Annotated in this window: 22 protein-coding genes; 15 read left to right on the top strand and 7 right to left on the bottom strand. The window is 67.7% G+C overall.

Features of this window, described 5'->3' with window-relative positions; all coding sequences use genetic code 11:
- Window position 1: 1 nt before the first annotated feature.
- The 3 genes from AC07YR_RS10765 to AC07YR_RS10755 all read right to left on the bottom strand — a co-directional run bounded on the left by AC07YR_RS10765 (window position 2) and on the right by AC07YR_RS10755 (window position 2313).
- Complete coding sequence (locus tag AC07YR_RS10765) at window positions 2–985, bottom strand: 1-phosphofructokinase family hexose kinase (RefSeq protein WP_436056430.1); 984 nt, start codon at window positions 983–985, stop codon at window positions 2–4.
- Entirely contained in the window at window positions 982–1791 is an 810-nt protein-coding gene (locus AC07YR_RS10760; protein WP_055801549.1) for a DeoR/GlpR family DNA-binding transcription regulator, read from the bottom strand. The genes AC07YR_RS10765 and AC07YR_RS10760 overlap by 4 nt, the downstream gene beginning before the upstream one ends.
- Window positions 1792–2055: 264 nt before the next feature.
- The gene (locus tag AC07YR_RS10755; RefSeq protein ID WP_028270630.1) at window positions 2056–2313 is read right to left on the bottom strand and encodes a DUF6458 family protein; all 258 of its coding nucleotides are present in this window, start codon (window positions 2311–2313) and stop codon (window positions 2056–2058) included.
- A 339-nt stretch (window positions 2314–2652) separates the two neighbouring features.
- Here AC07YR_RS10755 and AC07YR_RS10750 point away from each other — a divergent pair, with 339 nt between their 5' ends.
- The 6 genes from AC07YR_RS10750 to AC07YR_RS10725 all read left to right on the top strand — a co-directional run bounded on the left by AC07YR_RS10750 (window position 2653) and on the right by AC07YR_RS10725 (window position 9552).
- On the top strand, window positions 2653–3873 hold the full coding sequence (locus AC07YR_RS10750; protein ID WP_494733934.1) for a beta-ketoacyl-[acyl-carrier-protein] synthase family protein: 1221 nt from the start codon (window positions 2653–2655) through the stop codon (window positions 3871–3873).
- Between the two features lie 42 nt (window positions 3874–3915).
- Window positions 3916–4533 (top strand): alpha/beta hydrolase, encoded by a 618-nt coding sequence (locus tag AC07YR_RS10745; protein ID WP_494733933.1) that lies wholly within the window; start codon window positions 3916–3918, stop codon window positions 4531–4533.
- Window positions 4534–4707: 174 nt separating this feature from the next.
- Window positions 4708–5718, top strand: a complete 1011-nt coding sequence (locus AC07YR_RS10740) for a LacI family DNA-binding transcriptional regulator (RefSeq protein WP_436056433.1) — start codon at window positions 4708–4710, stop codon at window positions 5716–5718.
- Between the two features lie 148 nt (window positions 5719–5866).
- Entirely contained in the window at window positions 5867–6607 is a 741-nt protein-coding gene (locus AC07YR_RS10735) for an HAD family hydrolase (protein WP_494733932.1), read from the top strand.
- A 51-nt stretch (window positions 6608–6658) separates the two neighbouring features.
- Window positions 6659–9019, top strand: a complete 2361-nt coding sequence (locus tag AC07YR_RS10730) for a glycoside hydrolase family 65 protein (RefSeq protein ID WP_436056435.1) — start codon at window positions 6659–6661, stop codon at window positions 9017–9019.
- 80 nt (window positions 9020–9099) lie between these two features.
- The gene (locus AC07YR_RS10725) at window positions 9100–9552 is read left to right on the top strand and encodes a DUF2871 domain-containing protein (RefSeq protein WP_494733931.1); all 453 of its coding nucleotides are present in this window, start codon (window positions 9100–9102) and stop codon (window positions 9550–9552) included.
- Between the two features lie 20 nt (window positions 9553–9572).
- Here the strand turns inward: AC07YR_RS10725 and AC07YR_RS10720 are convergent, their stop codons facing one another.
- On the bottom strand, window positions 9573–10919 hold the full coding sequence (locus AC07YR_RS10720) for an MFS transporter (protein ID WP_494733930.1): 1347 nt from the start codon (window positions 10917–10919) through the stop codon (window positions 9573–9575).
- Between the two features lie 72 nt (window positions 10920–10991).
- Here AC07YR_RS10720 and AC07YR_RS10715 point away from each other — a divergent pair, with 72 nt between their 5' ends.
- The 8 genes from AC07YR_RS10715 (at window position 10992) to AC07YR_RS10680 (ending at window position 21610) form a co-directional block, all read left to right on the top strand.
- The gene (locus AC07YR_RS10715) at window positions 10992–11582 is read left to right on the top strand and encodes a hypothetical protein (RefSeq protein ID WP_494733929.1); all 591 of its coding nucleotides are present in this window, start codon (window positions 10992–10994) and stop codon (window positions 11580–11582) included.
- Between the two features lie 125 nt (window positions 11583–11707).
- Window positions 11708–12595 carry a hypothetical protein gene (locus tag AC07YR_RS10710; protein WP_494733928.1) on the top strand — a complete coding sequence of 296 codons (888 nt, stop codon included), beginning with the start codon at window positions 11708–11710 and terminating at the stop codon, window positions 12593–12595.
- Window positions 12579–13328 (top strand): LamB/YcsF family protein, encoded by a 750-nt coding sequence (locus AC07YR_RS10705; RefSeq protein ID WP_436056440.1) that lies wholly within the window; start codon window positions 12579–12581, stop codon window positions 13326–13328. The genes AC07YR_RS10710 and AC07YR_RS10705 overlap by 17 nt, the downstream gene beginning before the upstream one ends.
- A 174-nt stretch (window positions 13329–13502) precedes the next feature.
- A complete protein-coding gene (locus tag AC07YR_RS10700) occupies window positions 13503–17213 on the top strand; it encodes a nitrate reductase subunit alpha (protein ID WP_494733927.1) in 3711 nt (1236 codons plus the stop codon).
- Window positions 17213–18940 (top strand): nitrate reductase subunit beta, encoded by a 1728-nt coding sequence (gene narH, locus AC07YR_RS10695; protein WP_494733926.1) that lies wholly within the window; start codon window positions 17213–17215, stop codon window positions 18938–18940. The genes AC07YR_RS10700 and narH overlap by 1 nt, the downstream gene beginning before the upstream one ends.
- Window positions 18937–19557, top strand: a complete 621-nt coding sequence (gene narJ, locus AC07YR_RS10690; RefSeq protein ID WP_494733925.1) for a nitrate reductase molybdenum cofactor assembly chaperone — start codon at window positions 18937–18939, stop codon at window positions 19555–19557. Before narH ends, narJ begins: the two co-directional genes overlap by 4 nt.
- 2 nt (window positions 19558–19559) lie before the next feature.
- Window positions 19560–20387, top strand: a complete 828-nt coding sequence (gene narI / locus AC07YR_RS10685) for a respiratory nitrate reductase subunit gamma (protein WP_494733924.1) — start codon at window positions 19560–19562, stop codon at window positions 20385–20387.
- Window positions 20387–21610 (top strand): MFS transporter, encoded by a 1224-nt coding sequence (locus AC07YR_RS10680; RefSeq protein ID WP_494733923.1) that lies wholly within the window; start codon window positions 20387–20389, stop codon window positions 21608–21610. Before narI ends, AC07YR_RS10680 begins: the two co-directional genes overlap by 1 nt.
- Window positions 21611–21699: 89 nt before the next feature.
- On the opposite strand, the gene AC07YR_RS10675 is transcribed toward AC07YR_RS10680, so the two are convergent.
- Window positions 21700–23043, bottom strand: coding sequence for a DUF445 domain-containing protein (locus tag AC07YR_RS10675; protein WP_436056446.1), 1344 nt, complete (start codon window positions 23041–23043; stop codon window positions 21700–21702).
- 50 nt (window positions 23044–23093) lie between these two features.
- Between AC07YR_RS10675 and AC07YR_RS10670 the strand changes: the two genes are divergently transcribed.
- A complete protein-coding gene (locus AC07YR_RS10670; RefSeq protein WP_494733922.1) occupies window positions 23094–23993 on the top strand; it encodes a glycerophosphodiester phosphodiesterase in 900 nt (299 codons plus the stop codon).
- A gap of 14 nt (window positions 23994–24007) precedes the next feature.
- Here the strand turns inward: AC07YR_RS10670 and AC07YR_RS10665 are convergent, their stop codons facing one another.
- Complete coding sequence (locus tag AC07YR_RS10665) at window positions 24008–25651, bottom strand: ABC transporter permease (protein WP_494733921.1); 1644 nt, start codon at window positions 25649–25651, stop codon at window positions 24008–24010.
- Window positions 25652–25656: 5 nt separating this feature from the next.
- Window positions 25657–26565, bottom strand: coding sequence for an ABC transporter ATP-binding protein (locus AC07YR_RS10660; RefSeq protein ID WP_494733920.1), 909 nt, complete (start codon window positions 26563–26565; stop codon window positions 25657–25659).
- Window positions 26566–26585: the final 20 nt, after the last annotated feature.

Here is a 26585-nt window from a genome sequence, read left to right as displayed (position 1 = left end):
GTCAGTCCTTCCGGAGGGCCGTGATGGTTACGGCATCAGGGGTGGTTTGGTGGACCGCCGGGACTGTGGAGCCCGGCAGGGAGGCGGCAGCGGCACCATGTGCCACGGCCTGACGGAGGCAGTCGGCCGGGGCGGCGCCCTGGCTGGAGGCGAGCAGGTAGCCGGCAAGGGAAGAATCTCCCGCGCCGACAGTGCTGACCGCCTTGACCGGCGGATGCGTGGCCAGCCACGCGCCGTCGGCCGTCACTAGTACCGCACCCTTGGAACCGAGCGTTGCCAGCACGGCACCTACACCGGAACGCACGACGGCGGCGGCGGCTGCCGCGGCAGCCTCCGGATCCGCTTCCAGTTCGTCAGCGGTGGACGCCGTGGCGAAACCGGCTGCGGCAGCCAGTTCAGCCAGTTCTTCGGCGTTGGGTTTGAGGAGGTCCGGCATGCCTGACGCGTCGCCCGAGAGGGCGGCGGCGAGGGGCGCGCCGGACGAGTCGACGGCGATGCGCGGGGCAGCACCGTCGTTGGTGGACCGAAGCCGCCGGGTAACGGTGGCGTAGAAGTCGGCCGGGACTCCGGGTGGGAGCGAGCCGGCGAGGACAACCCAGCTGGCGCCGCGGGAACGCTCCAGCAGAAGCCCGATCAGGGCTTCCTGCTGGTCTTCGCTCAGTACCGGGCCGGGTTCGTTGATTTTGGTGGTGACGCCGTCCGGCTCCGTCAGCGCCACGTTGGTGCGCAGCGGTTCGTGGATGGCGAGGGCGGCGAAGGGGACGCCGCCGTCACGAAGTCCTGCCAGCACCGGATCGGAGTCGCCGCCGGGGAGGACGGCCACTGTTTCCAGTCCGGAGGCCACCAGGGCACGGGATACGTTGACGCCTTTCCCGCCGGACTCCTGGCGGACGGAGACGGCCCGCTGCACTTCCCCGCGCAGCAGCGGCGAGGGCAGGGCCACGGTGCGGTCGAGGCTCGGGTTCGCGGTGAGGGTGACAATCATGCGATCACCACGTCCACGCCGGCGTCAGCAAGCGCCGCCGCCAGTTCCGGGCTGGGTTCACTGTCTGTAATCAAGGTGTCCAGATCTTTCAACGAGGCGAACTGGACCAGCGTTTCGGCATCCAGCTTGGACGAATCGGCCAGCACCACAATGCGGCGTGCCGATTGGACGAAGGCCGCTTTGACGGCGGCTTCTTCAGGATCGGGGGTGCTCAGCCCGAAGGCCGAGTGGATTCCGTTGGCGCCGATGAAGGCGATGTCCGGACGGATTCGGTGTGCCGCGTCCACGGTGGACTGGCCCACGGCAGCCTGCGTGAGGCCGCGGACCCTGCCACCCAGCAGGTGGAGGGCGATGCCCGGCTCGCCGGCGAGCTTGGCGGCGATCGGGATCGCGTGGGTGATGACGACGAGTTCGTTCTCCGAGCCGGTGTCAGGGGCGGCGGAAGGGTCGGCAAGGCGCAGGGCGATCAGGTCCGCCAGCGCTTCAGTGGTTGAGCCGGCGTCCACCAGGATGCTGCCCGCCGGATTTTGCGGGATGAAAGCCAAAGCGGCCTCGGCAATGCGCAGCTTTTCCGGCTGCCGCTGCACGGTCCGTTCCAGGATGCTTTCCTCGGTGGTGCTGATCCGGTCTGGGGCGACGGCGCCGCCATGGACCCTGCGTACTGTGCCGGCGGCTTCCAGCGCAGCCAGGTCCCGCCGGACGGTTTCGGTGGTGATGTTGAAGCGCTCGGCAAGCGCAGTGACGCTGGCCCGGCCGCTTTCGGCGACTAGACCCGCGATCAGCTGTTGGCGCTCTTCGGCGAACACTTACCCTCCATTGCGTAAATACTGCTGGTACTTCAGTGAACGGCTTCAGTGACTGCCATCACACGATGTTGAATTGCTTGACTTTATCTTTGTTCTTGTTGGTTTGTCAATGAAAACAACACGAACGCAGATCGCGGTGTTGGACGGCGGTCCTTCCAAAGACGGCGAAAGCCGGGCCCGACCGTGTTGGTCTGGCCCGGCTTCCGGGGTACTCGCATTGCGGTTCGCCTGTGTCCGTGGACAGCGGCGGCCGGAGGATCATGGCTAGAGGCTGCCGTCCCGGCTCTCATTGCGGACAATCCGCTCGCCCGTGTTTGGGTCCACCACCGACCGGGTTTCGCTTACCCGCCTGGTGCGTCCCGGCGAAGCCAGCACCAGTGAGGCGATCAGGCCGATGACGCCGACGGCCATCAGGATGTACCCGATCAGCGTCTGGTCCACATAGGGGATGAGGCCGGGGGTGATGGCCCACGCCAAGATGGCGCCGATGGCGATAAGGAAAATAGAGGAACCGATTCTCATGACTTGCTCCTAGCTGTCCGGGGGACGTGCGGGCAAAAAGACGTGCGCAAAACTTGATCAGCATGCTGTCTAGCGACAGGCTACAGCCCCTTCCCGGCCGTTTCAATGAACCGGAAGGCGCGCGCCGGAGCTGTGTCACAGTCGTTATTTACCGGGATGTTGCCGGCGGCGGCGAAGTAACACCAGCAGCCGGAGGCGTGCCCCGCGTACTGTGGATTGCGCACGCATTCTCCCGGCCGGGCACATTCGTCCGGCCAGGCAAATTTGCCCGGCCAGCGGGGGGAGGCGTCCGCGACAAACAGCGCGCAGCGTCCACGGATCCCAGGAGCAGTGTTACCCATGTCTGAACAAGTCCCCGCGGTAGTAGTCACCGGTCTGGGAGCAGTGACTCCCGTCGGCTCAACCGCCGGCGAAACATGGGACGCGCTCCTGGCCGGACGTTCCGGGATTGTGGCCCTTGACGACGGCTGGTCAGACGGGCTTCCCGTACGCATTGCAGGACGCGTCACCGCAGACGTCCCGTCACTGCTGTCCACCTTGGAATACAAAAGGATGGACCGCTGCGGCCACCTGGCGCTTATCGCCGCGCGCGAGGCCTGGGCGCACGCCGGCCGGCCGGAGGTTGACCCGGAACGGCTGGCCGTGGTGATCGGCTCCGGCTACGGCGGCCTGGACACCACCCTTGAGCAGACCCGGACGCTGGACGAGAAGGGGCCGCGCAGGGTCTCACCGCACACGCTTACCCGGATCATGGTGAACGGCCCCTCGGCGTGGGTCTCCATTGACGTCGGAGCCCGCGGCGGGGCGCGGACTCCCGTCAGCGCCTGCGCCTCCGGGGCCGAAGCGATCTCGCAGGCGGCCGACATGATCCGCAGCGGCGCCGCCGACGTGGTGATCGCCGGCGGAGTGGACTCCTGCATCAACGGCCTGACCATCAGCGGGTTCTCGCAGATCCGAGCCCTCTCCACCCGCAACGACAGCCCGCAGGCCGCCTCCAGGCCCTTCGACCGGGACCGCGATGGCTTCGTCATGGCCGAGGGCGCCGGGATCGTGGTGCTGGAGCGCGAGGACCACGCCCGTTCCCGCGGGGCCGAGGTGCTCGGCGTCATCGCCGGCAGCGCCGTCACCTCCGACGCCGTGGACATCGTGGCGGCCGACCCCGCCATGCAGCGCCGCGTCCTGCAGAAGGCCATTGCCGCGGCCGGACTCACCGGGGCGGACATCGGCTTCGTGCACGCCCACGCCACGTCCACTCCAGTGGGGGACCGGCTCGAAGCGGAAGCCATCGGCGCCGTCGTCGGACATTCCGTTCCTGTCACGTCCACGAAAAGCCTTACCGGGCACCTGCTGGGCGGGGCCGGGGCGCTTGGCGCCATCGTCACCATCCAGGCGCTGCGCACGGGCGCCATCCCGGGCACCCTCAACCTCGACAGCAGGGACCCGGACATCCACCTGAACGTCGTTTCGGAGACAACCCCGGGGCTGGCTGCGGGGGCCGGCATTGCCAACGCCTTCGGATTCGGCGGCCACAGCGCCTCGCTGGTGATCACCGCAGGCTGAGGCCTGCCGCCGGGACCGCCGGCGGAAAGTTAGGCTGTTGCGATGGAGACAGTCGTATGGTCCAGGCCGGAGGGCCAGCGCGCCGGAACGCCGCTGCTGGTGATGATGCACGGCTACGGCACCGACGAAGTGCGCATGTCGGACCTGTTCGGCCAGCTGCCGCCCGGTTTCACCTGTGCGGCCCTGCGCGCGCCCAAGGTGATCGGCGACGACTACGGCTGGTTCCTGCTGGACTATTTCCTGACCCATGACTTCGCCGACGTCATTTCCGTCAGCAACAAGGTGTTCGACTGGATCAACTCCGTCAAGGGCAAGCACAGCAGCGTGAGCCTGCTGGGCTTCTCGCAGGGCATGGCTATGGCCAGCACCCTGCTGCGGCTGCGGCCCCACGATTTCCGGGCAGTAGTGGGGTTGTCCGGGTTCGTCCTGGACAACGAACTGCTGGCCATGAGCGAATCCTTCGACGCCAAGCCGCCCTTCTTTTGGGGACGGGACAAGGCGGACCTGGTGATCAACGACGACGCCGTGGAGCACACCGAGGAATGGCTGAACCGGAATACGCAGCTGACGGCCCGGACCTATCCGGGCATGGGCCACACGATTTCCAAGGCGGAGATGGTGGACGTGAGCGCCTTCCTGCGCCACTACGTCCTGCGCTGAAGGACAAGGCGCGCGGGTCGTTTCCCCGGAAACCCGAAATAATCCGCACTCGCGGGTAAAACCAGTTGCGCGCTAAATTTGTAAGCGCTTACACTCTTCTTCGGCCATGTATCGGGCCCACGACTTCCGAAGAAGAAAGGGCTGAGCCCGTGTTGCATGGCTAGAGCACCGCGCGTGACCATCCAGGACGTTGCCGCATTGTCGGGGCTGTCCATCTGTACCGTTTCCCGCGCCCTGCGCGGGCTGCCCAATGTCTCCGAAACGGCACACCTGAAGGTTGCGGACGCCGCCACTAAGCTCGGCTACAAGGCATCCTCGGCGGCGGCGCGCCTTGCGGGCGGGACCACGGGGTCCGTGGCCATCATCGCGCCCACAGCCACGGCGTGGTTTTTCGCCCAGGCCGTGGAGGCAGCCGAGGAAGTCTTCGCTGACAGCGGCTTCGACACGATGCTGATCAGCCTGCGCAACACCCCCAGCGTGCACCGGAAGGTCTTCGGCGACCTGGATGCCCTGTCGCAGCGCGTGGACGGCGTCCTGCTGCTGAACATTGCCCTCAGCAGCGACGAAATCGATGCCCTGGCCTCCTCCGGGCTGGCCGTAGCCAGCGTGGGCATGCACAACGTCCCCTGGGACAATGTGGGAATCGACAACGAGGACGCGGCCTGGAAGGCAACCAACCACCTCCTGGGCCTCGGACACTGGGACCTTGCCATTCTCTCCGGCCGCGAATCGGGGGAGCGCTCGGTGGTCACGGCCACGGACCGCCTCAACGGATTCCGCCGGGCGCTGGCCGAGCACCACCTGACCGTGGACCCGGACCTGGTGATGGACGCCGGGTCGAGCATCGAGGGCGGCCGCCGGGCCATGACCGAGCTCATCGAAAACCGCAGAATGCCCTCCGCGATTTTCGCCGGTTGCGACGAAACTGCCTTCGGCGCGCTCATGGCCCTGCGCGAGCTCGGTTTGTCAGCACCGAAAAACGTGTCCATCATAGGTATAGACGATCATCAGATGAGTTGGTTCCTGGGACTGAGCACCATAGCGCAGCCGGTAGCCGACCAGGGCGCCTTCGCAGCCAACCTGCTGATCGAAGGACTCCAACGTCCGGGGCAGTTGAATGCCCCCGCCAGCCACGTGCTGGATACCAAACTGATTGAGCGCAAGACCACGCGACGGAAACGCTGAGCACAAACGCTGAGCACAAACGCTGCGTCGCGCAAACACCGAGCAAGGCACCGCCGCCCTTCTGCTCGCCACGGCTCCCACCGCCCCAAAACCCGCAGCATCCATGCACGTCCCCCTGCACGCCGTCTGAAAGGACACCGAGTACCGCATGACTGAGCTTTCAAACAGCACCACCGTCCACGGCTGGACCGGCGCTTCCGCCATCCTCTTCGACCTCGACGGCGTGCTCACGCCCACGGCGATCGTCCACGAGCGTGCCTGGCAGGAGCTTTTCGACGGCTTCCTGCAGGACGTTCCGGAGGCGGACAGCTACCGCGAAAGCGACTACTTCGACCATATCGACGGCAAGCCCCGGTTCGACGGTGTCCGGGACTTCCTCGCCTCGCGCAGCATCGTGCTGCCCGAGGGCCCCTCGGACGACGACCCCGCCAACAACACGGTCCATGGCCTCGGCAACCGCAAGAACAAGGTTTTCAACGACATCGTCGAGGCCGGCGGCGTGGCCCCGTACGAAGGCTCGGTGCGCTTCCTGGAAGCAGCGCAGGCGCTGGGACTCAAGGTCGCCGTCGTCTCTTCCTCCCGGAACGCACCTGCGGTGCTGCAGGCTGCGGGACTGGCGCACCACTTCCCCGTGGTGGTGGACGGCGTCGTCGCTGCTGCCGCGGGCCTGCCCGGAAAGCCCAGCCCGGCCACCTACGAATATGCGGCGCAGCTCCTGGACCTCCCCAGCGAGGAATGCGTCGTGGTTGAGGACGCCGTGTCCGGCGTCCAGGCCGGTAACGCCGGCACCTTCCACTCGGTGATCGGAGTGGACCGCGGAGCCGGCCGGCAGACGCTGCTGGACGCCGGCGCCACCCTGGTGGTCGGGGACCTGAACGAACTCCTCTAGCCCGACCAAACGCCCCTCACCTGCACAACGCCAAAAGGAACCCCAACAGCCATGGCACTCATCACCTCTGACCGTGCTCGTTTCCCCAACGACCCCTGGCAGCTCGTGGAAACCGTCCACCTTCCCGGAAACGCCGGAACCCTGGAAACGCTCTTCAGCCTGGGCAACGGCCATCTCGGCATCCGCGGCGCCCACTGGGCTTCCGCGGACGCAGACCTGCCCGGCAGCTTCATCAACGGCTTCCACGAAACCTGGGACATCAAGCACGCAGAGAATGCCTTCGGCTTCGCCCGCACCGGCCAGCGGATCCTTTACATCCCGGACGTCAACAACTTCACCGTGATCATCGACGGTGAAACGCTGACCCTGAGCGAATCGACAGTGCTGGACTACCGCCGGTCCGTTGACTTCGCCACGGGGATCTACGAATGCCGGATCACCTGGCAGTGCCGCTCAGGGGCCACCGTGACCACCACGGAGCGCCGGGCGGTCGGTTACCAGTCCCGCGGCACCCTGGGCATCAGCCTCGAAGTGGCCGCGGACCGGGACGTTTACGCGGACGTGACGTCCGCCGTGGTCAACCGCCAGGACCAGCCCGTGGAGGACCACTCCACCCACGATCCGCGCCGCGCCGGTCGGCACGCCGGACGCGTCCTGCTGCCGGTAAGGCTCGACGGCGGGGACGGCTCGCTCCGCCTGTCCTGGGAAGCCGCCGAGTCCAGGCAGCGTGTGGGCCTGGCCGTGGACCACTGGACCTCTGCCGAGGTGCAGCCGTTCGAGACCCTGGTGGACCAGGACGACAGCAGCGTCCGGTACGTCCTCGCTGTCGGTGCGGACCAGCCCTTCCGGCTCGAGAAGAGCGCCAGCTACGCCGTGGCGCGGGCCTTCCGCGAGGGAGCCGTGGACGGCGGGTCTGCGCAGGACCCTTCGGAAGCGGCAGAGAACGCTCTTCAGCCCGTCAGCGCGATCTTCGCCGAAAGCGAGGCGCACTTCCGGGAATACTGGGCCACCACGGACATTGTGGTGGGCGGCCAGCCCGAACTGCAGCAGGCCATCCGCTGGAACCTCTTCCAGCTGGCCCAGGCCACAGCCCGCGCGGACGTGGCCGGCATCCCGGCCAAGGGCGTCAGCGGCTCCGGCTACGAGGGCCACTACTTCTGGGACCAGGAGGTGTACCTGCTGCCGTACCTGACGTACACCAGCCCTGACAACGCCCGCCAGGTCCTGGAGTTCCGGCACGAGATGCTGCCGGACGCCAAGGTCCGGGCCAAGGAACTGAGTGTGGACGGAGCCCTGTTCCCGTGGCGCACCATCAACGGGCTCGAAGCAAGCGCCTACTACGCCGCCGGCACCGCGCAGTTCCACATCGCAGCCGCGATCGCCTTTGCCACCAACAGGTACATCTGGGCCAGCGGCGATGCGGACTTCAAGCACGGGATGGGTTCGGAGCTGCTGATCGAGACCGCCCGGATGTGGGTTTCCCTGGGCTTCTTCGGCAAGGACGGCCTGTTCCACATCCACGGCGTTACCGGCCCGGACGAGTACACAGCCGTGGTTAATGACAACCTCTACACAAACGTCATGGCCAGGTTCAACCTGCGCACCGCGGCGGCCCTGGACCACCCGGAGATCGACGACGCCGAACGCGAACTCTGGGAGCAGGCTGCCATCCGGATGCAGCTGCCCTACGACGAAGACCTCGAGGTGTACTCGCAGGACAACGACTTCATGACGCTGGAGCCGTGGGACTGGAGCACGCCCCGGTCCAAGTACCCCCTGTTGCTGAACTTCCACCCGCTGGTGATCTACCGCCACCAGGTCCTCAAGCAGGCGGATACCGTGCTGGCGATGTTCCTGCAGTGGCAGGACTTCACACCGGAGGAAAAGCGGCGCGCGTTCGACTTCTACGATCCGATCACCACCGGCGACTCCACCCTGTCCGCCTGCGTCCAGGGCATCATGGCCGCCGAGGTGGGCTACAGCCAAGCCGCGCTGGACCATTTCACGCACGCGCTGTACATCGACCTGGATGACACCCACGGCAACACGATCGACGGCGTCCACATTGCCTCGACGGGCGGTGTGTGGAGTTCCCTTGTCAGCGGCTTCGCGGGGCTCCGCGACCAGGGCGAGGTTCCCTTCTTCGATCCGAGGCTGCCCGTCGAGTGGGAGGGCCTGACCTTCCACCTCAAGGTGCGGGGCCGCCTGCTCTTCGTGGAGCTGGGCCAGGGATCCATCGGCCTCAGCATCCGCGAAGGCGAACCCCTGGACGTCAACGTCCGCGGCGAGCTGCTCACAGTGGGCCACGACGTTGCCCGGGTACCGCTGGCCCCTGTCGGCGCGCCTGAGCCCACCATATTCCCGAGCGGGCTTCCGACGGCGTCCATCCCGATCGTGCGCGCCCGCAGCTAAGGGCGCAGTAGTCCCAACAGGCGCGCGGGATCAACCGAACGGTTGATCCCGCCGTCGTGCTTCGGCGGAAGACTGGGGGAGTGAAAAAACTCTTCCATGCCTCATTTGCCTATGCCATCGCCGGAGTCCTCTCCGGCCTCTACTATCGGGAACTTACCAAGATCACCGGCTTCACCGGCGACTCCCAGCTGGGCCTGGTGCACACGCACTGGCTGGTGCTGGGCTTCATCGTTTTGCTGCTGGTGCTCGCGTTCGAGAAGGTCTTCGCCATCTCCGCCGCGGCGCCGAAGCTGCTGGCCTGGTTCTTCTGGATCTGGAACGCCGGGGTGGTGGTGACCGGCGGGATGATGCTGGTCAAGGGAACACTGGTCGTGGCGGGTTTGGACGCCGGTTCAAAAGCCCTGGCCGGGATCGCCGGCACCGGGCACATGCTGCTCACCGCCGGCCTGGTGCTGCTCTTCCTGGCCCTGCGGAAGGCGTTGACGGCGGCTCCGCTGGCGGTGCCGCCGTTGCCCGTAGCCGCCAAGGCGTAGCAGCCGCGGGACATAGCAGCCTACGGGCTGTCCGCGTGCTCCCGGTCCCCGGCGCTGCGGTCCAGCGGGTGGGCCAGCTCGTCGGCCGGCATCCTGGCCACCACCATTGCCACCACGGCCATGACTGGGCAGACGCCGCCAGCCACCAGGAAGATCACCCACGTGGGCAGCACGGCCGCAGCGGGTCCGGCCAGCGCCATGGAGACGGGCATCAGGGCCAGGGATACGAAGAAGTCCAGGCTGGAAACGCGGCCCAGTAGATGGGCAGGAACCCGGCGCTGCAGGAGCGTCCCCCAGATGACCATGCCGATGCCGCCTGTGGCGCCGAAGATGAACAGCGCCGCAGCGACCATCCAGAAGCTGTCCATGATCCCGACCGCCGCGAGTGGAAGGCTGCCGGCGCCCCACGAAACCATCATCACCGTGAGGTAGCGGCGCGGCAGCGCGAAGGACGCCGTGGCCAGCGATGCGGCCGCACCGCCTACGCCCATCACGGCCAGCAGGAAACCGAACATGCGCGAGTCGCCGCCCAGCTGGTCGCGGACAACGAACGGCAGCAGCACCTCGATGGGGCCGATCAGGAACAGCACCGAGATGCAGGCCCAGAGCAGCGTCCACAACAGCCAGGGTGTCCGGACCGTGTAGCTGACGCCCTCGCGGAGGTCGTGGAAAAAGGACGTTTTGTTACGGTCGACGGCGGCCCCGGCGGTACGTTCGACGGCGGCCCCGCCGGCGGCGCTGTCCGTCCCGGCGGTGCCCGTGGCCGGCGCATCAAGCGCGTGCTGGCCGAGGAAGTTGAGGATGATGAAAGCGAGGAGGTGGCATGCCGCCACGCCCGTGACTGCGTGCGAGGGGGACAATGCGGCCACCAGGATGCCGGCCACGGCGGGACCGGCCGCCTGCTGCAGGATGGGCCGCAGGGTTCCCTCCATGCCGTTGGCCGCCAGCAGGTCCTCCGGCGGCAGGATCCTGGGCAGGATGGCCGAATAGGCAGGGAAGAAGAACGCCGCTCCCACGCCGAGCACGAACGCGCCTACGGCCAGGTGCCACAATTGCAGCCACCCGGCCAGGGCAAGCCCGCTGATGGCGGCAATCACAGCGAGGTTGGTGCCTTCCACGGCGATAATCAAAAGCCGCTGCGGCACGCGGTCCGCGGCGATCCCGCCCGCCAGGACGAACGCCACCAGTCCCACGCTGCCTGCAGCGGCAACAAGGGACAGCTCAAGCGGACCGCCGCCCAAGCGGATCACCTGGTAGACCATGCCCACAGCCCACATTCCGGAGCCGAAAATGGAGACGGCCAGCGCCGCGATCAGTACCCGGTACTCCCGGTGCACAAACGGCCGGAGGGCTCTGGGGGTGGGCATAAGGCTAGTCTAGGCCTGCCCATCCGGCCGCGCCGCAGCTGCCGCTGACCCCTGCCGGGCTAGGCTCTCCGTATGGGGAACAGTCCGGCAGGCGTGTCACGCCGCAGCATGGCATTCATCGGCAGCAACCCGGGCCTGGCGCTGCATCCCGTTAACCCCGACGGCGTCCATATCCCCGGTGAACCCGCCAGCTGCTTCGCCTCCTTTTGGATGGCCGAATGGTCCAGATGGGGCAGCGGCAATGCCCTCCTGGTGGCCACCCGCCAGGGCTGGCGCAGCTACGGCCCCAACGGCTACTTCGCCGAAACCCTGGCCAACGAACTGACCCGCTATTTTCCGGAGGCAGCCCGGTTTCCGCTCTCGGAAATCACCCACACCCAGGACGAGTTCGACGTCGAACTGGACGTGGACCGCGGATTCCGGGCCGTGGGGCGCAAGGCGGAGCTCGAGATCAGCGGCGTCCTGGACCGCCGCCAGTTCTCGTCGCCCGATTTCCAGCTCGGCGGAACCAGCGCCGCCCTGGCGAATGTCTACCTTCCGTGCAGCACGGGGCGGCTGTCGGAGTTCGGGGTGGAATGGCCCGGTGCGCCCACGGTGTATCCCGGGCCTCGGGGGCCGTCGTCGTCCGCGTACATTGCGGTGGCCGAGTCATGGGTCATGTAGCAAGGTGGCTTAGTGTTAAGGGTGAGCGACAGCCACAAGCTGTCCTTGCCCGGCAGCAATCACGGTTCCGAACCGCGGTTGCGACCAATAGCGGGCGGCTTGTTCCCGTTCCAGGAAAGGTGACGATGGCCATGCGGAAGAACCCGGCAATGAGAATTGCACAAAAAACCGCGCACAAGGCGGTGTTCGACTCCCAAGGCAAGCCCAAGCCCGGATTGCACGGCATGCTGCTGCGGGCCGTCGAGGTCCAGCGCCCGCTGGTCCTTGCCAACCTCCGGCGGCTCCAGCGCAGGCACCCGCGCGCCACGGCGGCGCAGCTCGCGGACAAGCTGGAACGCGACTACCTGCTGGCCGTGACCGGCGGCGGCGCGCTTGTCGGCGGCTCCGCCGTCATCCCCGGCGTTGGCACCGTTGCTGCCTTGGGCCTCTCCGCCGCAGCCACGGTCGGCTTCCTCGAAGCCACCGCGCTGTACGCGACGTCCCTGGCCGAGCTGCACGGCATCCGCATGGTGGACCCGGAGAAGGCCGGCACCCTGGTCATGGCCATCATGCTGGGCGAGGAAGGGACCGCCCTCCTCGGAAGCCTGAGCGGCCAGGCCGCCGGCCGGGGCAAAGGCCCCACGGACGCCTGGGGTTCCGCGTTCGCACGCAAGACCTCCTTCCCCGGCTTTGGCTCGGTGCGGGACCGGATCCAGCGCGCGTTCCTCCGCAACCTGCTGCAGCGGCAGGGGACGGCGCTCCTGGGCCGGGCACTGCCGTTCGGCGTCGGTGCCGTGGTGGGCGGCGTAGGCAACCGCGTTATGGGACGCGCCGTCGTCGCAAGCGCCAAGGAGGCTTTCGGCCCCATGCCGGACACGATCCCCGGCGAACTGACACCCGGGGCTGCCGGCAGGGGCACCACCGGCAGCGCCGGCGCCCCCGCCGCTATTGACGCCGGCACCAATACGCCCGGCTCCGGCACCCCCGGCGGAGACTCAACACTGAAAGGCGGATTCATTGGATCTGAACGCTGACCTGGGGGAGTCCTTCGGCACCTGGACCATGGGGGACGATGCCGCCATGTTCCCGCTCATCACCAGCGCCAGCGTGGCCTGCGGCCTGCACGCCGGGGATCCCGTCACCATGCTGGACACCTGCCGTGCGGCCTTTGAACTGGATGTCAGGGTGGGCGCGCACGTCGGGTACCCGGACCTGCCCGGTTTTGGCCTCCGGTCCATTGACATGACCTTTGACGACCTCTTCGGGGCCGTGCTGTACCAGCTCGGCGCGCTCGACGGCGTGGCGCACGCCGTCGGGGCATCCGTGGACTACGTCAAGGTCCACGGCGCGCTGTACGACCGTACGGTGCACGACGCCGAACAGGCCTCCGCCGTGATCGCGGCCATCCAGGCCTACGATCCCGGACTGCCCGTCCTTGGCCTGCAGGGGTCGGCACTCCTGTCCTTTGCCGCCGAGGCAGGCCACCCCGTGTTCCATGAAGCCTTCGCGGACCGCGCCTACCTGCCGGACGGGTCGCTGGTGCCGCGCTCAGCCGACGGCGCGCTCCTGGTCGACACCGGGGAGATCGCCGAACGCGCCGTCCGCCTGGCCATTCACGGCGAGGTGGAGGCGGTGGACGGCACGGTGGTCAGGCTGCAGCCGCATTCGCTGTGCCTCCACGGCGACACCCCCGGCTCCGTGGAGACGGCAGCCGCCGTCCGCAAGGCCCTGGAAGCCGCCGGTGTGGAGCTCGAACCCTTCGCCTAGTACGTAGTTCGCGGCCCTCCCTTGACGCGCGCGGCGTCGGAGCGCGAACGGGCACTTGCGGCCCTCCCTTGAAGCGCGCGGCGGGTGCTCAAGTGTCCGTTCGGGCTTAGTCGGGGGCGGGCCAGTGCCGTTCGGCCCTATCCGGGGGTTCACGCGGCAACCTAGCTTGAGGGCATGGCTGCCGGACCCCATGCGGGGTTAGATGGACCCGCATCAGATGCAATGTTGAAGCTGGGCCGTTTCTTCACCAAATGGGACCAGACCGACGACGGCAGGGCGGTGTTCCGGGAGGGCGGCCGCAAGGGCGACATCTTCTACCGCGACCGCTGGAGCCACGACAAGGTGGTCCGCTCCACGCACGGGGTGAACTGCACCGGCTCCTGCTCCTGGAAGGTGTACGTCAAGGACGGCATCATCACCTGGGAATCACAGCAGACCGACTACCCCTCCGTGGGCCCGGACAGCCCGGAATACGAACCCAGGGGCTGCCCTCGCGGCGCGGCCTTCTCCTGGTACACCTACTCGCCCACCCGCGTCCGCTTCCCGTACGCCCGCGGCGTCCTCGTCGAGATGTACCGCGAGGCCAAGGCCCGGATCGGCGACCCGGTGCTGGCCTTTGCCGACATCGTGGGGGACCCGGAGCGGCGCCGCCGCTACCAGCAGGCCCGCGGCAAGGGCGGCCTGGTCCGGGTCTCCTGGCAGGAAGCGATCGAAATCGCGGCCGCCGCCCACGTGAACACGATCAAGAACTACGGGCCGGACCGCTGCGCCGGATTCTCACCGATCCCTGCGATGTCCATGGTTTCGCACGCCGTGGGAACCCGCTTCATCCAGCTGATCGGCGGGGTGATGACGTCCTTCTACGACTGGTACGCGGACCTGCCCGTGGCCAGCCCGCAGGTGTTCGGGGACCAGACCGACGTCCCGGAATCCGGCGACTGGTGGGACGCGCGCTACCTCATGATGTGGGGCTCCAACGTCCCCGTCACCCGGACCCCGGACGCGCACTGGATGGCCGAGGTGCGCTACCGCGGCACGAAGGTGGTCACCGTCAGCCCGGACTACGCGGACAACACCAAGTTCGCGGACGAATGGCTCCCCGCCCAGGCCGGAACGGACGCCGCGCTGGCCATGGCCATGGGGCACGTCATGCTCAAGGAATTCTTCGTGGACCGGGACGTCCCCTTCTTCTCCGACTACGTCCGGCAGTACACGGACCTTCCGTTCCTGGTCCGGCTGGTGAAGAACGACGACGGCGCGCTGACGCCGTCGAAATTCCTCACCGCCCGGGACCTCCCGGCCGAAGCCGGGGCTGAGGACGCTGCGTTCCGCACCGTGATGTTCGACAAGAAAACCGGGCGGACCGCAGTGCCCAACGGCTCCATGGGGTTCCGCTATTCGGGCAGCGGCGAGGGCAAATGGAACCTCGACCTCGAAGGGATCGACCCCGCATTGTCGCTCCGCGAGGTGTCCGGGGAAAGCGCCGAGATCCTGCTCCCGTGCTTCGAGGACGCCGGCGGGGAAGGGAGCGTGCTGCGCCGCGGCGTGCCCGTCCTTGAGGTGGAAGGCCAGCTGGTCACCACCGTGTTCGACCTGATGCTGGCCCAGTACGGCGTGGGCCGGGACGGGCTCCCGGGGGACTGGGCCGCCGGCTACGACGACGCGTCCACGCCCTACACTCCGGCCTGGCAGGAGGAGATCACGAGCGTCCCCGCGCAGGCCTGCATCCGGGTGGCAAGGGAGTTCGCCCGGAATGCCGAGCAGTCCAAGGGCCGGTCCATGATCATCATGGGCGCCGGGATCTGCCAGTGGTTCCACGGCGACACCACCTATCGCGCCGTCCTGGCGCTGGTGATGCTGACCGGCTGCATGGGCCGCAACGGCGGCGGCTGGGCGCATTACGTGGGGCAGGAAAAGACCCGCCCGGCCACCGGCTGGGTTTCGCTGGCCAACGCCCTGGACTGGTCACGTCCGCCGCGGACCATGATCGGCACCGGCTACTGGTACATGCACACCGACCAGTGGCGGCAGGACGGCTACTCCGCGGATGCGCTGAAGTCCCCGCTGTCCACCGGGGCCCTGGACGGCATGCACACCGCGGACGCGCTGGCCCAGTCCGCCCGTCTGGGCTGGATGCCGTTCTACCCGCAGTTCGACCGCAACCCGCTGGACCTCGCGGACGAGGCGGAGGCCGCCGTCGCCGCCGGCATGGCGAAGGACACCCCCACTTACATCGCGGACGCGCTCAAGAACCGCACGCTGAACCCGGCGATCGAGGACGTGGATGCCCCGGAGAACTGGCCGCGGACCCTGGTGCTGTGGCGTTCCAACCTGTTCGGCTCCTCGGCCAAGGGCAACGAGTACTTCCTGCGCAACCTGCTGGGCACCCACAACAACGTCCTGGGCAAGGACCACGCCGAAGGGCTCAAGCCCAAAGACGTGAAATGGCATGAGCAGGCGCCCGAAGGAAAACTGGACCTGCTGGTCTCTGCTGATTTCCGGATGACCTCCACCACGCTGCTGTCCGACGTCGTGTTCCCGGCCGCCACCTGGTACGAGAAGCACGATCTGTCCTCCACTGACATGCACCCGTTCGTCCATGCTTTCAGCCCGGCGATTGACCCGCCGTGGGAAACCAAGACGGACTTCGACACCTTCCACCTGCTGGCTCAGGAGTTCTCCCGGCAGGCGAAGACCCACCTGGGCGTCCGCCGGGACCTGGTCAGCGTGCCGCTGCAGCACGACACCCCCGGCCAGCTGGCCCAGCCCGGCGGGATCGTGCGGGACTGGCGGGAGACGGACATCCCCGCCGTGCCGGGGCAGAACATGCCCGTCTTTTCCGTGGTGGAGCGGGACTACACGGCCATCGCGGACAAGCTTGCCGCCGTCGGGCCGCTCGCCGACAAGCTGGGCTTCACTGTCAAGAACGTCACCTACAAACTCGCCGGCCCGCTGGACCGGCTCAGCCGCTCCAACGGCGTGATGCTCGGCGGCGCCGCGGACGGCCGCCCGGCGATCGACACCGACGCGAAAATGGCGGAGGCCATCCTCGCCTTCTCCGGCACCACCAACGGCGCCCTGTCCGTCCAGGGCTTCAAGGACCTCGAGGTCCGTACCGGACGGAAACTGGCGGACCTGTCCGAGGGCTCCGAGGAAAAGTTCATCACCTTCGCCCAGACCCAGGCCGGCCCGGTCCCGGTGATCACCTCGCCGGAGTGGTCCGGCTCCGAAACGGGCGGCCGGCGCTATGCCCCCTTCACCATCAACGTGGAGCGGCTCAAGCCGTGGCACACCCTGACCGGGCGGATGCACTTCTTCCTCGACCACGACTGGATGATCGACATCGGCGAGGCCCTGCCGATCTACCGGCCGCCGCTGGACATGCACCGCCTCTTCGGTGAACCCAAACTCGGCCGGGACGGGGCCATGGAAGTGGTGGTCCGGTACCTGACCCCGCATTCCAAATGGTCCATCCACTCCGAATACCAGGACAACCTGCTGATGCTCTCGCTGTCCCGCGGCGGGCCCACGGTCTGGATGAGTCCGGCCGACGCTGAGGCCATTCAGGTCAAGGACAACGACTGGGTGGAATGCCTCAACATCAACGGCGTCCTCGTGGCCCGGGCGATCGTCAGCCACCGGATGCCCGCCGGCGTGGTCTATGTCCACCACGCGCAGGAACGCACCATCGACGTGCCGAAGTCCGAGGCCACGGGAAGGCGCGGCGGCATCCACAACTCCGTAACCCGGCTGCTGGTCAAACCTTCGCACCTGATCGGCGGCTACGCCCAGCTGGCCTACGCGTTCAACTACCTTGGCCCCACCGGAAACCAGCGCGACATGGTGGCCACCGTCCGCCGTCGTTCCCAGGAGGTGCAGTACTGATGCGTGTCATGGCTCAAATGGGCATGGTCATGAACCTGGACAAATGCATCGGCTGCCACACCTGTTCTGTGACCTGCAAGCAGGCGTGGACCAACCGTGCGGGCACCGAATACGTCTGGTTCAACAACGTGGAAACCCGGCCCGGCCAGGGGTATCCGCGCCGCTACGAGGACCAGGAAAGGTGGCACGGCGGCTGGGTGCTGAACAAGCGCGGCAAGCTGGTGCTCAAGGCCGGCGGCCGGGTGAAGAAGCTCCTGGGGATCTTCGCCAGCCCCGTCCAGCCCGAGCTCAAGGACTACTACGAACCGTGGACCTACGACTACAAGACCCTCGTGGACGCGCCGCTGGGCGACGACTTCCCCGTGGCCCGGCCCAAGTCCCTGATCACCGGCAAGGACACCAAGATCACCTGGTCCGCGAACTGGGACGACGACCTGGGTGGTTCCACCGAGAACGGCCACCTGGACCCCATCGTCGAAAAGGTCCGCCGCGAGTCCGAGGACAAGATCAAGTTCGCCTACGAGCAGACGTTCATGTTCTACCTGCCGCGGATCTGCGAGCACTGCCTGAACCCGTCCTGCATGGCGTCCTGCCCCTCCGGCGCGATCTACAAGCGGGTGGAGGACGGGATTGTGCTGGTGGACCAGGACAAGTGCCGCGGCTGGCGGCAGTGCGTCACCGGCTGCCCGTACAAGAAGATCTACTTCAACCACAAGACGGGCAAGGCGGAGAAGTGCACCTTCTGTTATCCGCGGGTGGAGGTGGGTCTGCCCACCGTCTGTTCCGAGACATGCGTGGGCAGGCTGCGGTACCTGGGGCTGTTCCTGTACGACGCCGACGCCGTCACCGCGGCGGCCGCGGTCACCGACCCGCAGGAACTCTACGATGCCCAGATGGACGTGCTGCTGGACCCGAACGACCCCGCCGTCCAGGCCGCAGCCCGGGCCCAGAACATCCCCGAGGACTGGATCGACGCCGCCCGGCGCTCGCCGGTGTACGCGCTCGCCAAGGTCTACAAGGTGGCCCTGCCGCTGCATCCGGAATACCGCACCATGCCGATGGTCTGGTACGTCCCGCCGCTCTCGCCCGTGGTGGATCTGCTGCGGGACCAGGGGCACGACGGCGAGGATCACGGCAACCTCTTCGGCGCCATTGAGGCGCTGCGCATCCCGGTGGAATACCTCGCGGAACTCTTCACCGCCGGGGACGCGGACCGCGTCACCGCGGTGCTGAAGAAGCTCGCTGCCATGCGCTCCTACATGCGCGGCATCAGCCTGGGCAACGACCCCGACGACTCCATCCCCGAAGCGGTGTGCATGGACGGCCAGACCATGTACGAGATGTACCGGCTGATGGCGATCGCTAAGTACGACGAGCGCTACGTCATCCCCAAGGCCCACGTGGAACAGGCCCATGACCTGGAGGAGATGGGCTGCTCGCTGGACTTCGAGGGCGGCCCGGGCATGCAGGATACCGCCCACTTCGGCGAGGCCAGCGGCCGGCCGGTCCCCGTGGCGGTGGAAACCTTCAACGCCCTCCGCGACCGGCAGACCTCCGACGAGCCGCCCGGTGGAACCAGCCTGCGCGGCCGGGTGAACCTGCTCAACTGGGACGGCACCGGGGCTCCCTCCGGGCTCTTCCCGGAAAAGGCGTTGTTCCCGGACAAGCAGCACCCGGAGGCCGGAGCCAGCCCTGGGCCCGGCACCCCGGCGGGGGAGCAGCCGTGAGCAGGCGCCAGCAGGTGGTCTACCTCGCGGCCGCCTGGTGCCTTTCCTACCCGGACGAGGAACTGATCGGGAGGGTGCCGCTCATGCGTTCAGCACTGGGCGAGTTTCCCGGCGCGTTGCCCGACTTCGCCGAGGTGCTGGACTTGCTGGAATCCACGCCGCCCATGGAGGTGCAGGCCCACTACGTCCGCGAATTCGACCTCGGCAAGCGCCACGCACTGCACCTGAGCTACTGGACGGACGGGGACACGCGGCGCCGCGGCGAAGTGCTGGGCAACTTCAAGAAGACGTACCGGCAAAGCGACATCCTGGTGGACACCCACGGCGAACTGCCGGACTACCTGCCGATGGTGCTCGAATACGCCGCGGTGGTGGACCTGGCGGCCGGACGCGATCTGCTGACCCGTTTCCGGGCGAGCCTGGAGATGCTCCGGTTCGGGCTGCTGCGGGACGAGCTGCCGCACGCCCGGATCCTGCAGGCCGTCTGCGCCACGCTGCCCGGGAAGTCGCCCGCGGATGAGCAGGCCGTGATGCGGATGGCCGGCTACGGGCCGCCCACCGAAGCCGTGGGCCTTGACCCCTACGATCCGCGACTCCTGCCCGTGAAGGGGGCCTGACCATGCCGGCATTCGAAGCCGAGCCCGGATCCGTCGTCGAAATCTCCACGATGGATATTGTGCTCTGGGGCGTCCTGCCGTACGTGATGGTGGTGGTGCTGGTGGGCGGGCTGGTGTGGCGCTATAAGTACGACCAGTTCGGCTGGACCACCAGGTCCTCCCAGTTGTACGAATCGAAACTGCTCCGCATTGCTTCCCCGCTGTTCCATTTCGGCCTGCTGGCGGTGATTGCCGGGCACTTCTTCGGCCTGGTGATTCCGATGGCGTGGACCCAGGCGGTGGGCATGAGCCAGGACTTTTACCATTTCAACGCCTTGTTCGTGGGCGGGATTGCGGGGGTGGGTACGCTCGGCGGGATCCTCTTGCTGATCTACCGCCGCCGCACCACCGGTCCGGTGTTCATGGCCACCACCACGAACGACAAGACCATGTACGTGGTCCTCACCGCCGCCATTGTGTTCGGCCTCTGGACCACCCTTGCCAGCGTTTTCGAGGGCGAGCACGGGCACAATTACCGGGAGACCGTGGCGCCCTGGTTCCGCTCGCTGTTCATTTTCCAGCCGGACATCGCGGCCATGGCTGGGGCGCCGTTCTCCTTCCACCTGCACACCCTGGTGGGCATGGCCCTGTTCGTTATCTGGCCGTTCACCCGGCTGGTCCACGCCTTCACAGCGCCGCTGCACTACCTCTTCCGCCCGTACATCGTCTACCGCTCGCGGGACCGGGACCGTCAATCCACGGGCGCAGCCACCTCAGGGACCACTGGTACGGCAGCCCGACGCGGCTGGTCCGCCGTCGGTACCCGCGACCGGGACACGAGGAACCGCTGATGGCCGGATCCGTGCCTCCGACAACGTCCGCCTCCACGGGCCGGACCCGGAACCTGGTGCTGGCAACCGCGGCGTCCGTGGCAGGCTTCTGGGCGTGGAACTCCGTGGCCACCCTCGGCGCTTATTACACCCAGAACCTGCAGCTGAACCCGGCCACCACCGGAGTCCTGGTGGCCATGCCGGTGTTCGTCGGCTCACTGGGGCGGATCGTCGTCGGAACCCTGACGGACCGGTACGGCGGCCGGGCGATGTTCACCTTCGTGCTGCTTGCCGCCATCGTGCCGATCCTGCTGGTGGCCGTCGGCGGAACCTTGCGCTCCTTCGCGCTGGTGCTGGGCGCGGGCCTGCTGCTCGGTGTCGCCGGAACCGTGTTCGCCGTCGGAATCCCCTTTGTCAGCGGATGGTACGAACCGTCCCGGCGGGGCTTCGCCACGGGCGTCTTTGGCGCCGGCATGGGCGGTACGGCGCTGGCGGCCTTCCTGAACCCCCGGCTCGTGGCCGCCATCGGATACTTCCCGACGCACCTGCTGATCGCAGGGGTCCTTGCCGTCATGGCGGCCCTGGTCTGGTTCCTGATGAAGGAATCCCCGGGCTGGACCCGCAGCAACGCCCCCATGCTTCCTAAACTCCTGGACGCCGCCAAAACACCGGTCACCTGGAAGATGTGCTTCCTCTACGCCGTCGTCTTCGGCGGCTTCGTCTCCTTCGCCACTTATCTGCCCACCTACCTCCGCGACGTGTACAGCTTCGATCCCAGCGGCGCCGGTGCCCGCACGGCAGGGTTCGCCCTCGCGGCCGTGCTGGCACGGCCGGTGGGAGGCGTGCTCGCGGACACGCTCGGGCCCAAACCGGTGGTGATCGTCTCGCTGACGGCCGTCGCCGTCCTCGCGTGGGTGGTGAACCTGCAGCCCGACGGTGAGGTCCCGGCCGGCCTGACGTTCGTCGCCATGGCGGCGGCCCTTGGCCTCGGCGCCGGCGGGGTGTTCGCCTGGGTGAGCGTGCTGGCGCCGCACGGGAAAGTGGGCAGCATCAGCGGAGTGGTCAGCGCGGCGGGCGGCCTCGGCGGCTACTTTCCGCCGCTCGTGATGGGGGCAACGTACGACGCCGCGACGCATAGCTATTCGATCGGCCTGCTCCTGCTGGTGGTCACCGCGCTCGTGGCACTCGTGTTCACCATCTTCGGCATCAGGGGCCGGACCAAAGCGAGTGTCGTCGCTGCCTAGCTTCGCTTCCACTGGAGCGCGAACGGACACTTGCGGCCCTTCGGAAGGGTGCTCAAGTGTCCGTTCGCGCTTGGGCGGTCAGGGCGCGGTCAGCCGAAGGCCAGGTGCGCCAGCGTGAAGATGGCCAGGCCGGCCAGGGCGCCCACCACGGTGCCGTTGAGCCGGATGAACTGCAGGTCCTTGCCCACCTGCAGCTCGATCTTCCGTGAGGTCTCCTCGGCATCCCAGCGCGCCACGGTTTCCGTGATCACGCCGGCGATGTCGGAGCGGTACGTCTTTACGAGGTAGCCCGCGGCGTCCCCGATCCACGCGTTGACCTTGCCCGCCAGTTCGGGGTCCACGACCAGCCGGGTGCCGAAGTCGTGCACGGCCGCCTTGAACTTGACGGTCAGTTCGCTGTGGGGATCGTCGACGGCGCCGAGCAGCGCCGCCTTGATGGTGCCCCAGGTGCGGGATGCCAGTTCTCGGACCTCGGGGTCGCCCAGCACCTGCGCCTTGATGCCTTCAGCCCGGGCGATCATCACCGGGTCATGCTGCAGGTCCTGCGCGAGCGAGGTGAGGTAGGTGTCGATGGACTGCCGGACCTGGTGCTGCGGATCCGCCTGCACGGCCTTGGTGAACTTCAGGATCTCCACGTACACCTTGTCTCCCACGAGGCCGTCCACGAACTGCGGAACCCACTGCGGGGACCGGTCCGAAACCAGCCTGCTGACCGTCTCGTGGTTGTCCCTGACCCAGTCCACGGTCCGGTCCACCAGCAGGTCCACCAGGGTGTGGTGGTGCCCGTCGGCGAAGATCCGCTCGGCGAGCCTGCCCACCGGCGGCCCCCACGGCGGAGTGAGCAGGTGCTTGCGGACCATGGACTCGATCACGGCCTGGACGTCGTCGTCGTTCAAGACCTTGAAGGCGCCGCGAATGACGGCGGCACCCTCCTTTGCCACGCGCTCGGCGCCGCCGGGACCGGACAGCCACGCGCCGGCCTTCCGGGCGATGTCCACCGAAGCCAGCTTTTCCTGGACCACTTGTTCGGAGAGGAAGTTGGTCTCAACGAATTCACCCAGCGAGGCGCCGATCTGGTCCTTGCGGCGCGGAATGATGGCCGTGTGCGGGATCTTGATCCCCATGGGGTACTTGAACAGGGCGGTCACCGCGAACCAGTCCGCAAGCGCGCCCACCATGCCGCCCTCGGCGGCGGCGCGCACGTATTCGAGCCACGGGTACTGCTTCTGGAGCGCGAAGGCAAAGACGAAAATCACCGCCATGACAATCAGCAGGCTCAGGGCCAGCAGCTTCATCTTCCGCAGGGCGGCCGCCTTTTCGGCGTCACCGCCCAGGCCCCGTTCGACGGCGGCACCGGAACCGGCACCGGGTGCGCCGGCATCCGGGGGTCGGGTTGCAGCGGGACGGGTGGTTTGTTCACTGTTCACCTGCATGTGCCCAGCCTAGTCCCGCATCCGCCGCGGGCGTCCGCTAACGTGTCACCATGACTACCGACGAGTCCGCCCTCACCCGGCCGCTGGTCTACGCCCACCGGGGATCCAGCGCCGCCTTCGCCGAGCACACCCGGGCCGCTTATCTCCAGGCCATTGCGGACGGCGCCGACGGCGTGGAATGCGATGTCCACCTCAGCCGGGACCAGCACGTCGTCCTGCTGCACGACGCGAACCTGGACCGCACCTCGGACGGCACCGGCCCCGTGGCTGACCGGACCCTCGATGAACTGCGGCTGCTCGATTTTTCCTCGTGGAAGGGCGCCCGGACTCCCCTCGAATACGGCGGAAAGTTCGACCAGCTGCTGACGCTGCCGGAACTGCTGGACATCCTCCGGGCGGCCGGCCGGGAAATCGGGCTCGCCATTGAGCTCAAGCATCCCAGCCCCTACCTGCTGGCGCTGGAGGACAGGGTGCTGGAGGTGCTGGAATCGGAAGGCTGGGATCCCCGCACTTCACGGGTGGACAACATTTCCGTGTCCTTCATGAGCTTCAGCCCGGACGCCATCAAGCACCTGCTCAAGACTGTTCCGGCCGAGTTCATCTGCCAGTTGGTGGACGACATCAACGTGGACGAAGTCCGTGAAGAACTGGGGCTGGGAGTCATCACGGGCGGGGCCGTGGCGAACGTCATGCGGGCCGCCCAGGTGGAAGGCGAACGGATCCTGAACGACTGCGAAGTGCGGCTGGCGGGACCGGGCATTGACTACGTGCGCCAGCACGCCCGCGCGGTGAAGCGCTGGATGGATTCCGGCCGCAGGTTCAGGGTGTGGACCGTGGACTCGGACGAGGACGTGGCGCTGTGCCAGGACCTGGGAATCCACGAAATCACCACCAACCGGCCAGCGGAGGTGCTGGCCCAGCTCGGCGAAAGCAGTCATCCCGTCAGCTGAACAGCCGCCCGGATTCAGGCTGCAAGGTCCCGGCGGCGCCAGCCGGCGTAGCCCAGCGCGCCGAGCAGCGCGGCGGCAATAGTGAGGGCCGCCAGCGCCGGAATTCCTTCCGCGTCCACCGGAAGCAGCGGGGTGTGCCGGAACGGCGAAAGATCCATCATCCATTCCGGAGCGTTCCAGAGCACCCCGAATTCACCGAGGGCGATGAGTCCGAGCAGGAGCACCCAGACGGCCCCGGTCAGCCGCGGCATCCAACCGAACACAGCCAGTGCGGCGCTGGTCAGCACCCAGGCAGCCGGAATCTGGGCCAAGGCGGCCACCGTGGACCGGGACACTAGTTCTGCATCGTTGACGACGGACGCGGCACCGATGCCGATCGAAAGGCCGGTCAGGAGCTGCAGCAGCGCAACGCCGGACAGTGCCACCGCGTAGTGGCTGCTGGCCCAGCGGATCCGGGTGGTGGCAGTGCCCAGCAGGGCTTCGGTGTGCCCGGCCGTTTCCTCGCTCCGCAGATGGTTGGCGGCGGAAATTCCGTAGGCGGCCGCGATGACTCCCATGATGCTGATCTCGGCGGCGAGGAACGCGTCGGTCAGGGCGCGCGGTCCTCCCAGTGCACGCATCAGGTCCTGGGCACCGGGCGAGCTCAGGAAGTCGGCCACGTTGCCGACGAGGGAGCCGATCACCACTCCGAAGAGGACAAACGCCACACACCATGCCAGCAGGACCCGGTACTGCAGCCGGACGGCGAGGCCCAGCACGCCGGAGAGGTTTCCGCGCGCGGGGCCGGGCCGCTCATCGCGGAGGCCTGCGCCGAGGTCGCGCCGCGCCCGCAGGAAGAACGCCACGGGAACAAGGACGGCGCAGAGCGCCAAGGGCAACGACAGCACCCACCAGTGGTCACCGGCATAGGCCCGCACCTGCTGGTTCCATCCGATCGGCGAAAGCCAGGACCACACCGAGGGTCCCGGCTCGGCGAGGTCGCCCACCGCGCGCATGCCGTAGGTGACGGCAATGACGCCGATGCTGAGCCCCGTCGCGGCCCGGGCGCTGGCCGTCAGCTGGGCAGCCAGTGCTGCCACGGCGCTGTACGCCATCCCCGTGGCAGCCCAGCCCAGCCCGAAGGCGAGTGATCCGGGGCCCGGCAACCCGCCGAGGGAAAGCGCTGCAGCCGACAGCAGCCCGGTCAGGATGCTCGTGGAGAAGCTGATGGCAAGGGCGGACACCAGGGGCGCATCACGGCCCAGCCGTCCGCCGCCCAGGAGCTCCAGCCGCCCGCTTTCCTCGTCTCCGCGGGTGTGACGGATGGTGAGGATGACCATCAACACCGCGAGGATGGCGGTCATGAAGGCGGTGTATTTGATGAGCGAAAGGGCGCCGAGCGAAGCCGGATCGTAGATCCGCCCAAAGAGCGCCACCATGGACGCCGTGGCGTTCAGTGCCGTGGCGGCCGCCACCCGGCTGGGCTCATCCGGGTACAGCTCGGCGCCGGCCGCCGCCGTCGAGTAAGCGATCAGCGCAAAGCCCAGAATCCAGAGCGGCAGCAGCCAGCGGTCCCGCCTGAGCGCGAGCCGGACCAGGACGCCGGTGCCGGCCAGCGTCCCGGTCATCGCCGTCCTGGTCATGGCCGTGCCGGCCAGCGGGCCGTTTCGATCGACCATGCCGGTCATCGCCGTGCCGTTTCGAGCGACCCGGCCGGGCCGTAGTGGCGCAGGAAAAGATCCTCCAGCGTGGGCGGCTGGCTGGTCAGTGCGTGCAGGCCGGCGGCTGTGAGGGCCTGCAGGAACGGGGCCAGCCCCGCCGGGTCCACCTGGGCGCTGACCCGGTGGTTCGTCACCACAACGTCGTGGACGCCGGGCAGGAGGTCCAGGCCCGGGGGCATGCGCGCGACGTCGGCCGTGACCGACGTCCGGGTCAGGTGCCGCAGCTGCGCAAGCGGTCCGGACTCCACCACCCGGCCGGCCCGGATGATGCTTACCCGGTCCGAGAGCGCCTCGGCCTCGCTCAGGATGTGGCTGCTCAACAGGATGGTGCGGCCCTGATCGCGGAGCTCGCGGACGCATCCGCGGAACGCGTCCTCCATCAAAGGGTCCAGCCCGCTGGTGGGCTCGTCCAGGAGGAACAGTTCGGCGTCGGTGGCCAGGGCGGCCACCAGGGCGACCTTCTGCCGGTTTCCCTTCGAATAGGTGCGCGACTTCTTGGTGGGGTCAAGGTCGAAGGTCTGCAGCAGCCGGTCACGCCGGGCGCGGTCCTGGCCGCCTTGGAGCCGCCCCAGCAGGTCGATCACCTCACCGCCCGTCAGGTTGGGCCATAGGGCCACGTCCCCGGGTACATACGCCAGCCGGCGGTGCAGCGTGGCAACGTCGTGCCAGGGGTCAAGGCCCAGCACCCTGGCCGAGCCCGAGGTAGCCCGCAGCATCCCCAGCAGCAGCCGCAACGTCGTGGACTTGCCGGCCCCGTTGGGACCCAGGAAGCCATGCACCTCGCCGGCCGCGACCTGGAAGTCGAGGCCGTCGAGGGCAGTTACAGTTCCGAAACGCTTGACGACGCCGGTCATTTCCACCACGTTGCTCATAGTCAATAAGCTACGCCGCG

It is taken from the genome of Arthrobacter sp. GW460-12-1-14-TSB2 (genome assembly GCF_059423525.1).
This window is presented reverse-complemented; position numbering and strand designations above follow the sequence as displayed.

Bases quoted from the DNA above. Each gene is read 5' to 3' on its own strand.
- AC07YR_RS10765 (WP_436056430.1), bottom strand. From the start codon at position 985: ATGATTGTCACCCTCACCGCGAACCCGAGCCTCGACCGCACCGTGGCC.
- AC07YR_RS10755 (WP_028270630.1), bottom strand. From the start codon at position 2,313: ATGAGAATCGGTTCCTCTATTTTCCTTATCGCCATCGGCGCCATCTTG.
- AC07YR_RS10750 (WP_494733934.1), top strand. From the start codon at position 2,653: ATGTCTGAACAAGTCCCCGCGGTAGTAGTCACCGGTCTGGGAGCAGTG.
- AC07YR_RS10745 (WP_494733933.1), top strand. From the start codon at position 3,916: ATGGAGACAGTCGTATGGTCCAGGCCGGAGGGCCAGCGCGCCGGAACG.
- AC07YR_RS10735 (WP_494733932.1), top strand. From the start codon at position 5,867: ATGACTGAGCTTTCAAACAGCACCACCGTCCACGGCTGGACCGGCGCT.
- AC07YR_RS10730 (WP_436056435.1), top strand. From the start codon at position 6,659: ATGGCACTCATCACCTCTGACCGTGCTCGTTTCCCCAACGACCCCTGG.
- AC07YR_RS10720 (WP_494733930.1), bottom strand. From the start codon at position 10,919: ATGCCCACCCCCAGAGCCCTCCGGCCGTTTGTGCACCGGGAGTACCGG.
- AC07YR_RS10715 (WP_494733929.1), top strand. From the start codon at position 10,992: ATGGGGAACAGTCCGGCAGGCGTGTCACGCCGCAGCATGGCATTCATC.
- AC07YR_RS10710 (WP_494733928.1), top strand. From the start codon at position 11,708: ATGGCCATGCGGAAGAACCCGGCAATGAGAATTGCACAAAAAACCGCG.
- AC07YR_RS10700 (WP_494733927.1), top strand. From the start codon at position 13,503: ATGGCTGCCGGACCCCATGCGGGGTTAGATGGACCCGCATCAGATGCA.
- narH (WP_494733926.1), top strand. From the start codon at position 17,213: ATGCGTGTCATGGCTCAAATGGGCATGGTCATGAACCTGGACAAATGC.
- narI (WP_494733924.1), top strand. From the start codon at position 19,560: ATGCCGGCATTCGAAGCCGAGCCCGGATCCGTCGTCGAAATCTCCACG.
- AC07YR_RS10680 (WP_494733923.1), top strand. From the start codon at position 20,387: ATGGCCGGATCCGTGCCTCCGACAACGTCCGCCTCCACGGGCCGGACC.
- AC07YR_RS10675 (WP_436056446.1), bottom strand. From the start codon at position 23,043: ATGCAGGTGAACAGTGAACAAACCACCCGTCCCGCTGCAACCCGACCC.
- AC07YR_RS10670 (WP_494733922.1), top strand. From the start codon at position 23,094: ATGACTACCGACGAGTCCGCCCTCACCCGGCCGCTGGTCTACGCCCAC.
- AC07YR_RS10665 (WP_494733921.1), bottom strand. From the start codon at position 25,651: ATGGTCGATCGAAACGGCCCGCTGGCCGGCACGGCCATGACCAGGACG.
- AC07YR_RS10660 (WP_494733920.1), bottom strand. From the start codon at position 26,565: ATGAGCAACGTGGTGGAAATGACCGGCGTCGTCAAGCGTTTCGGAACT.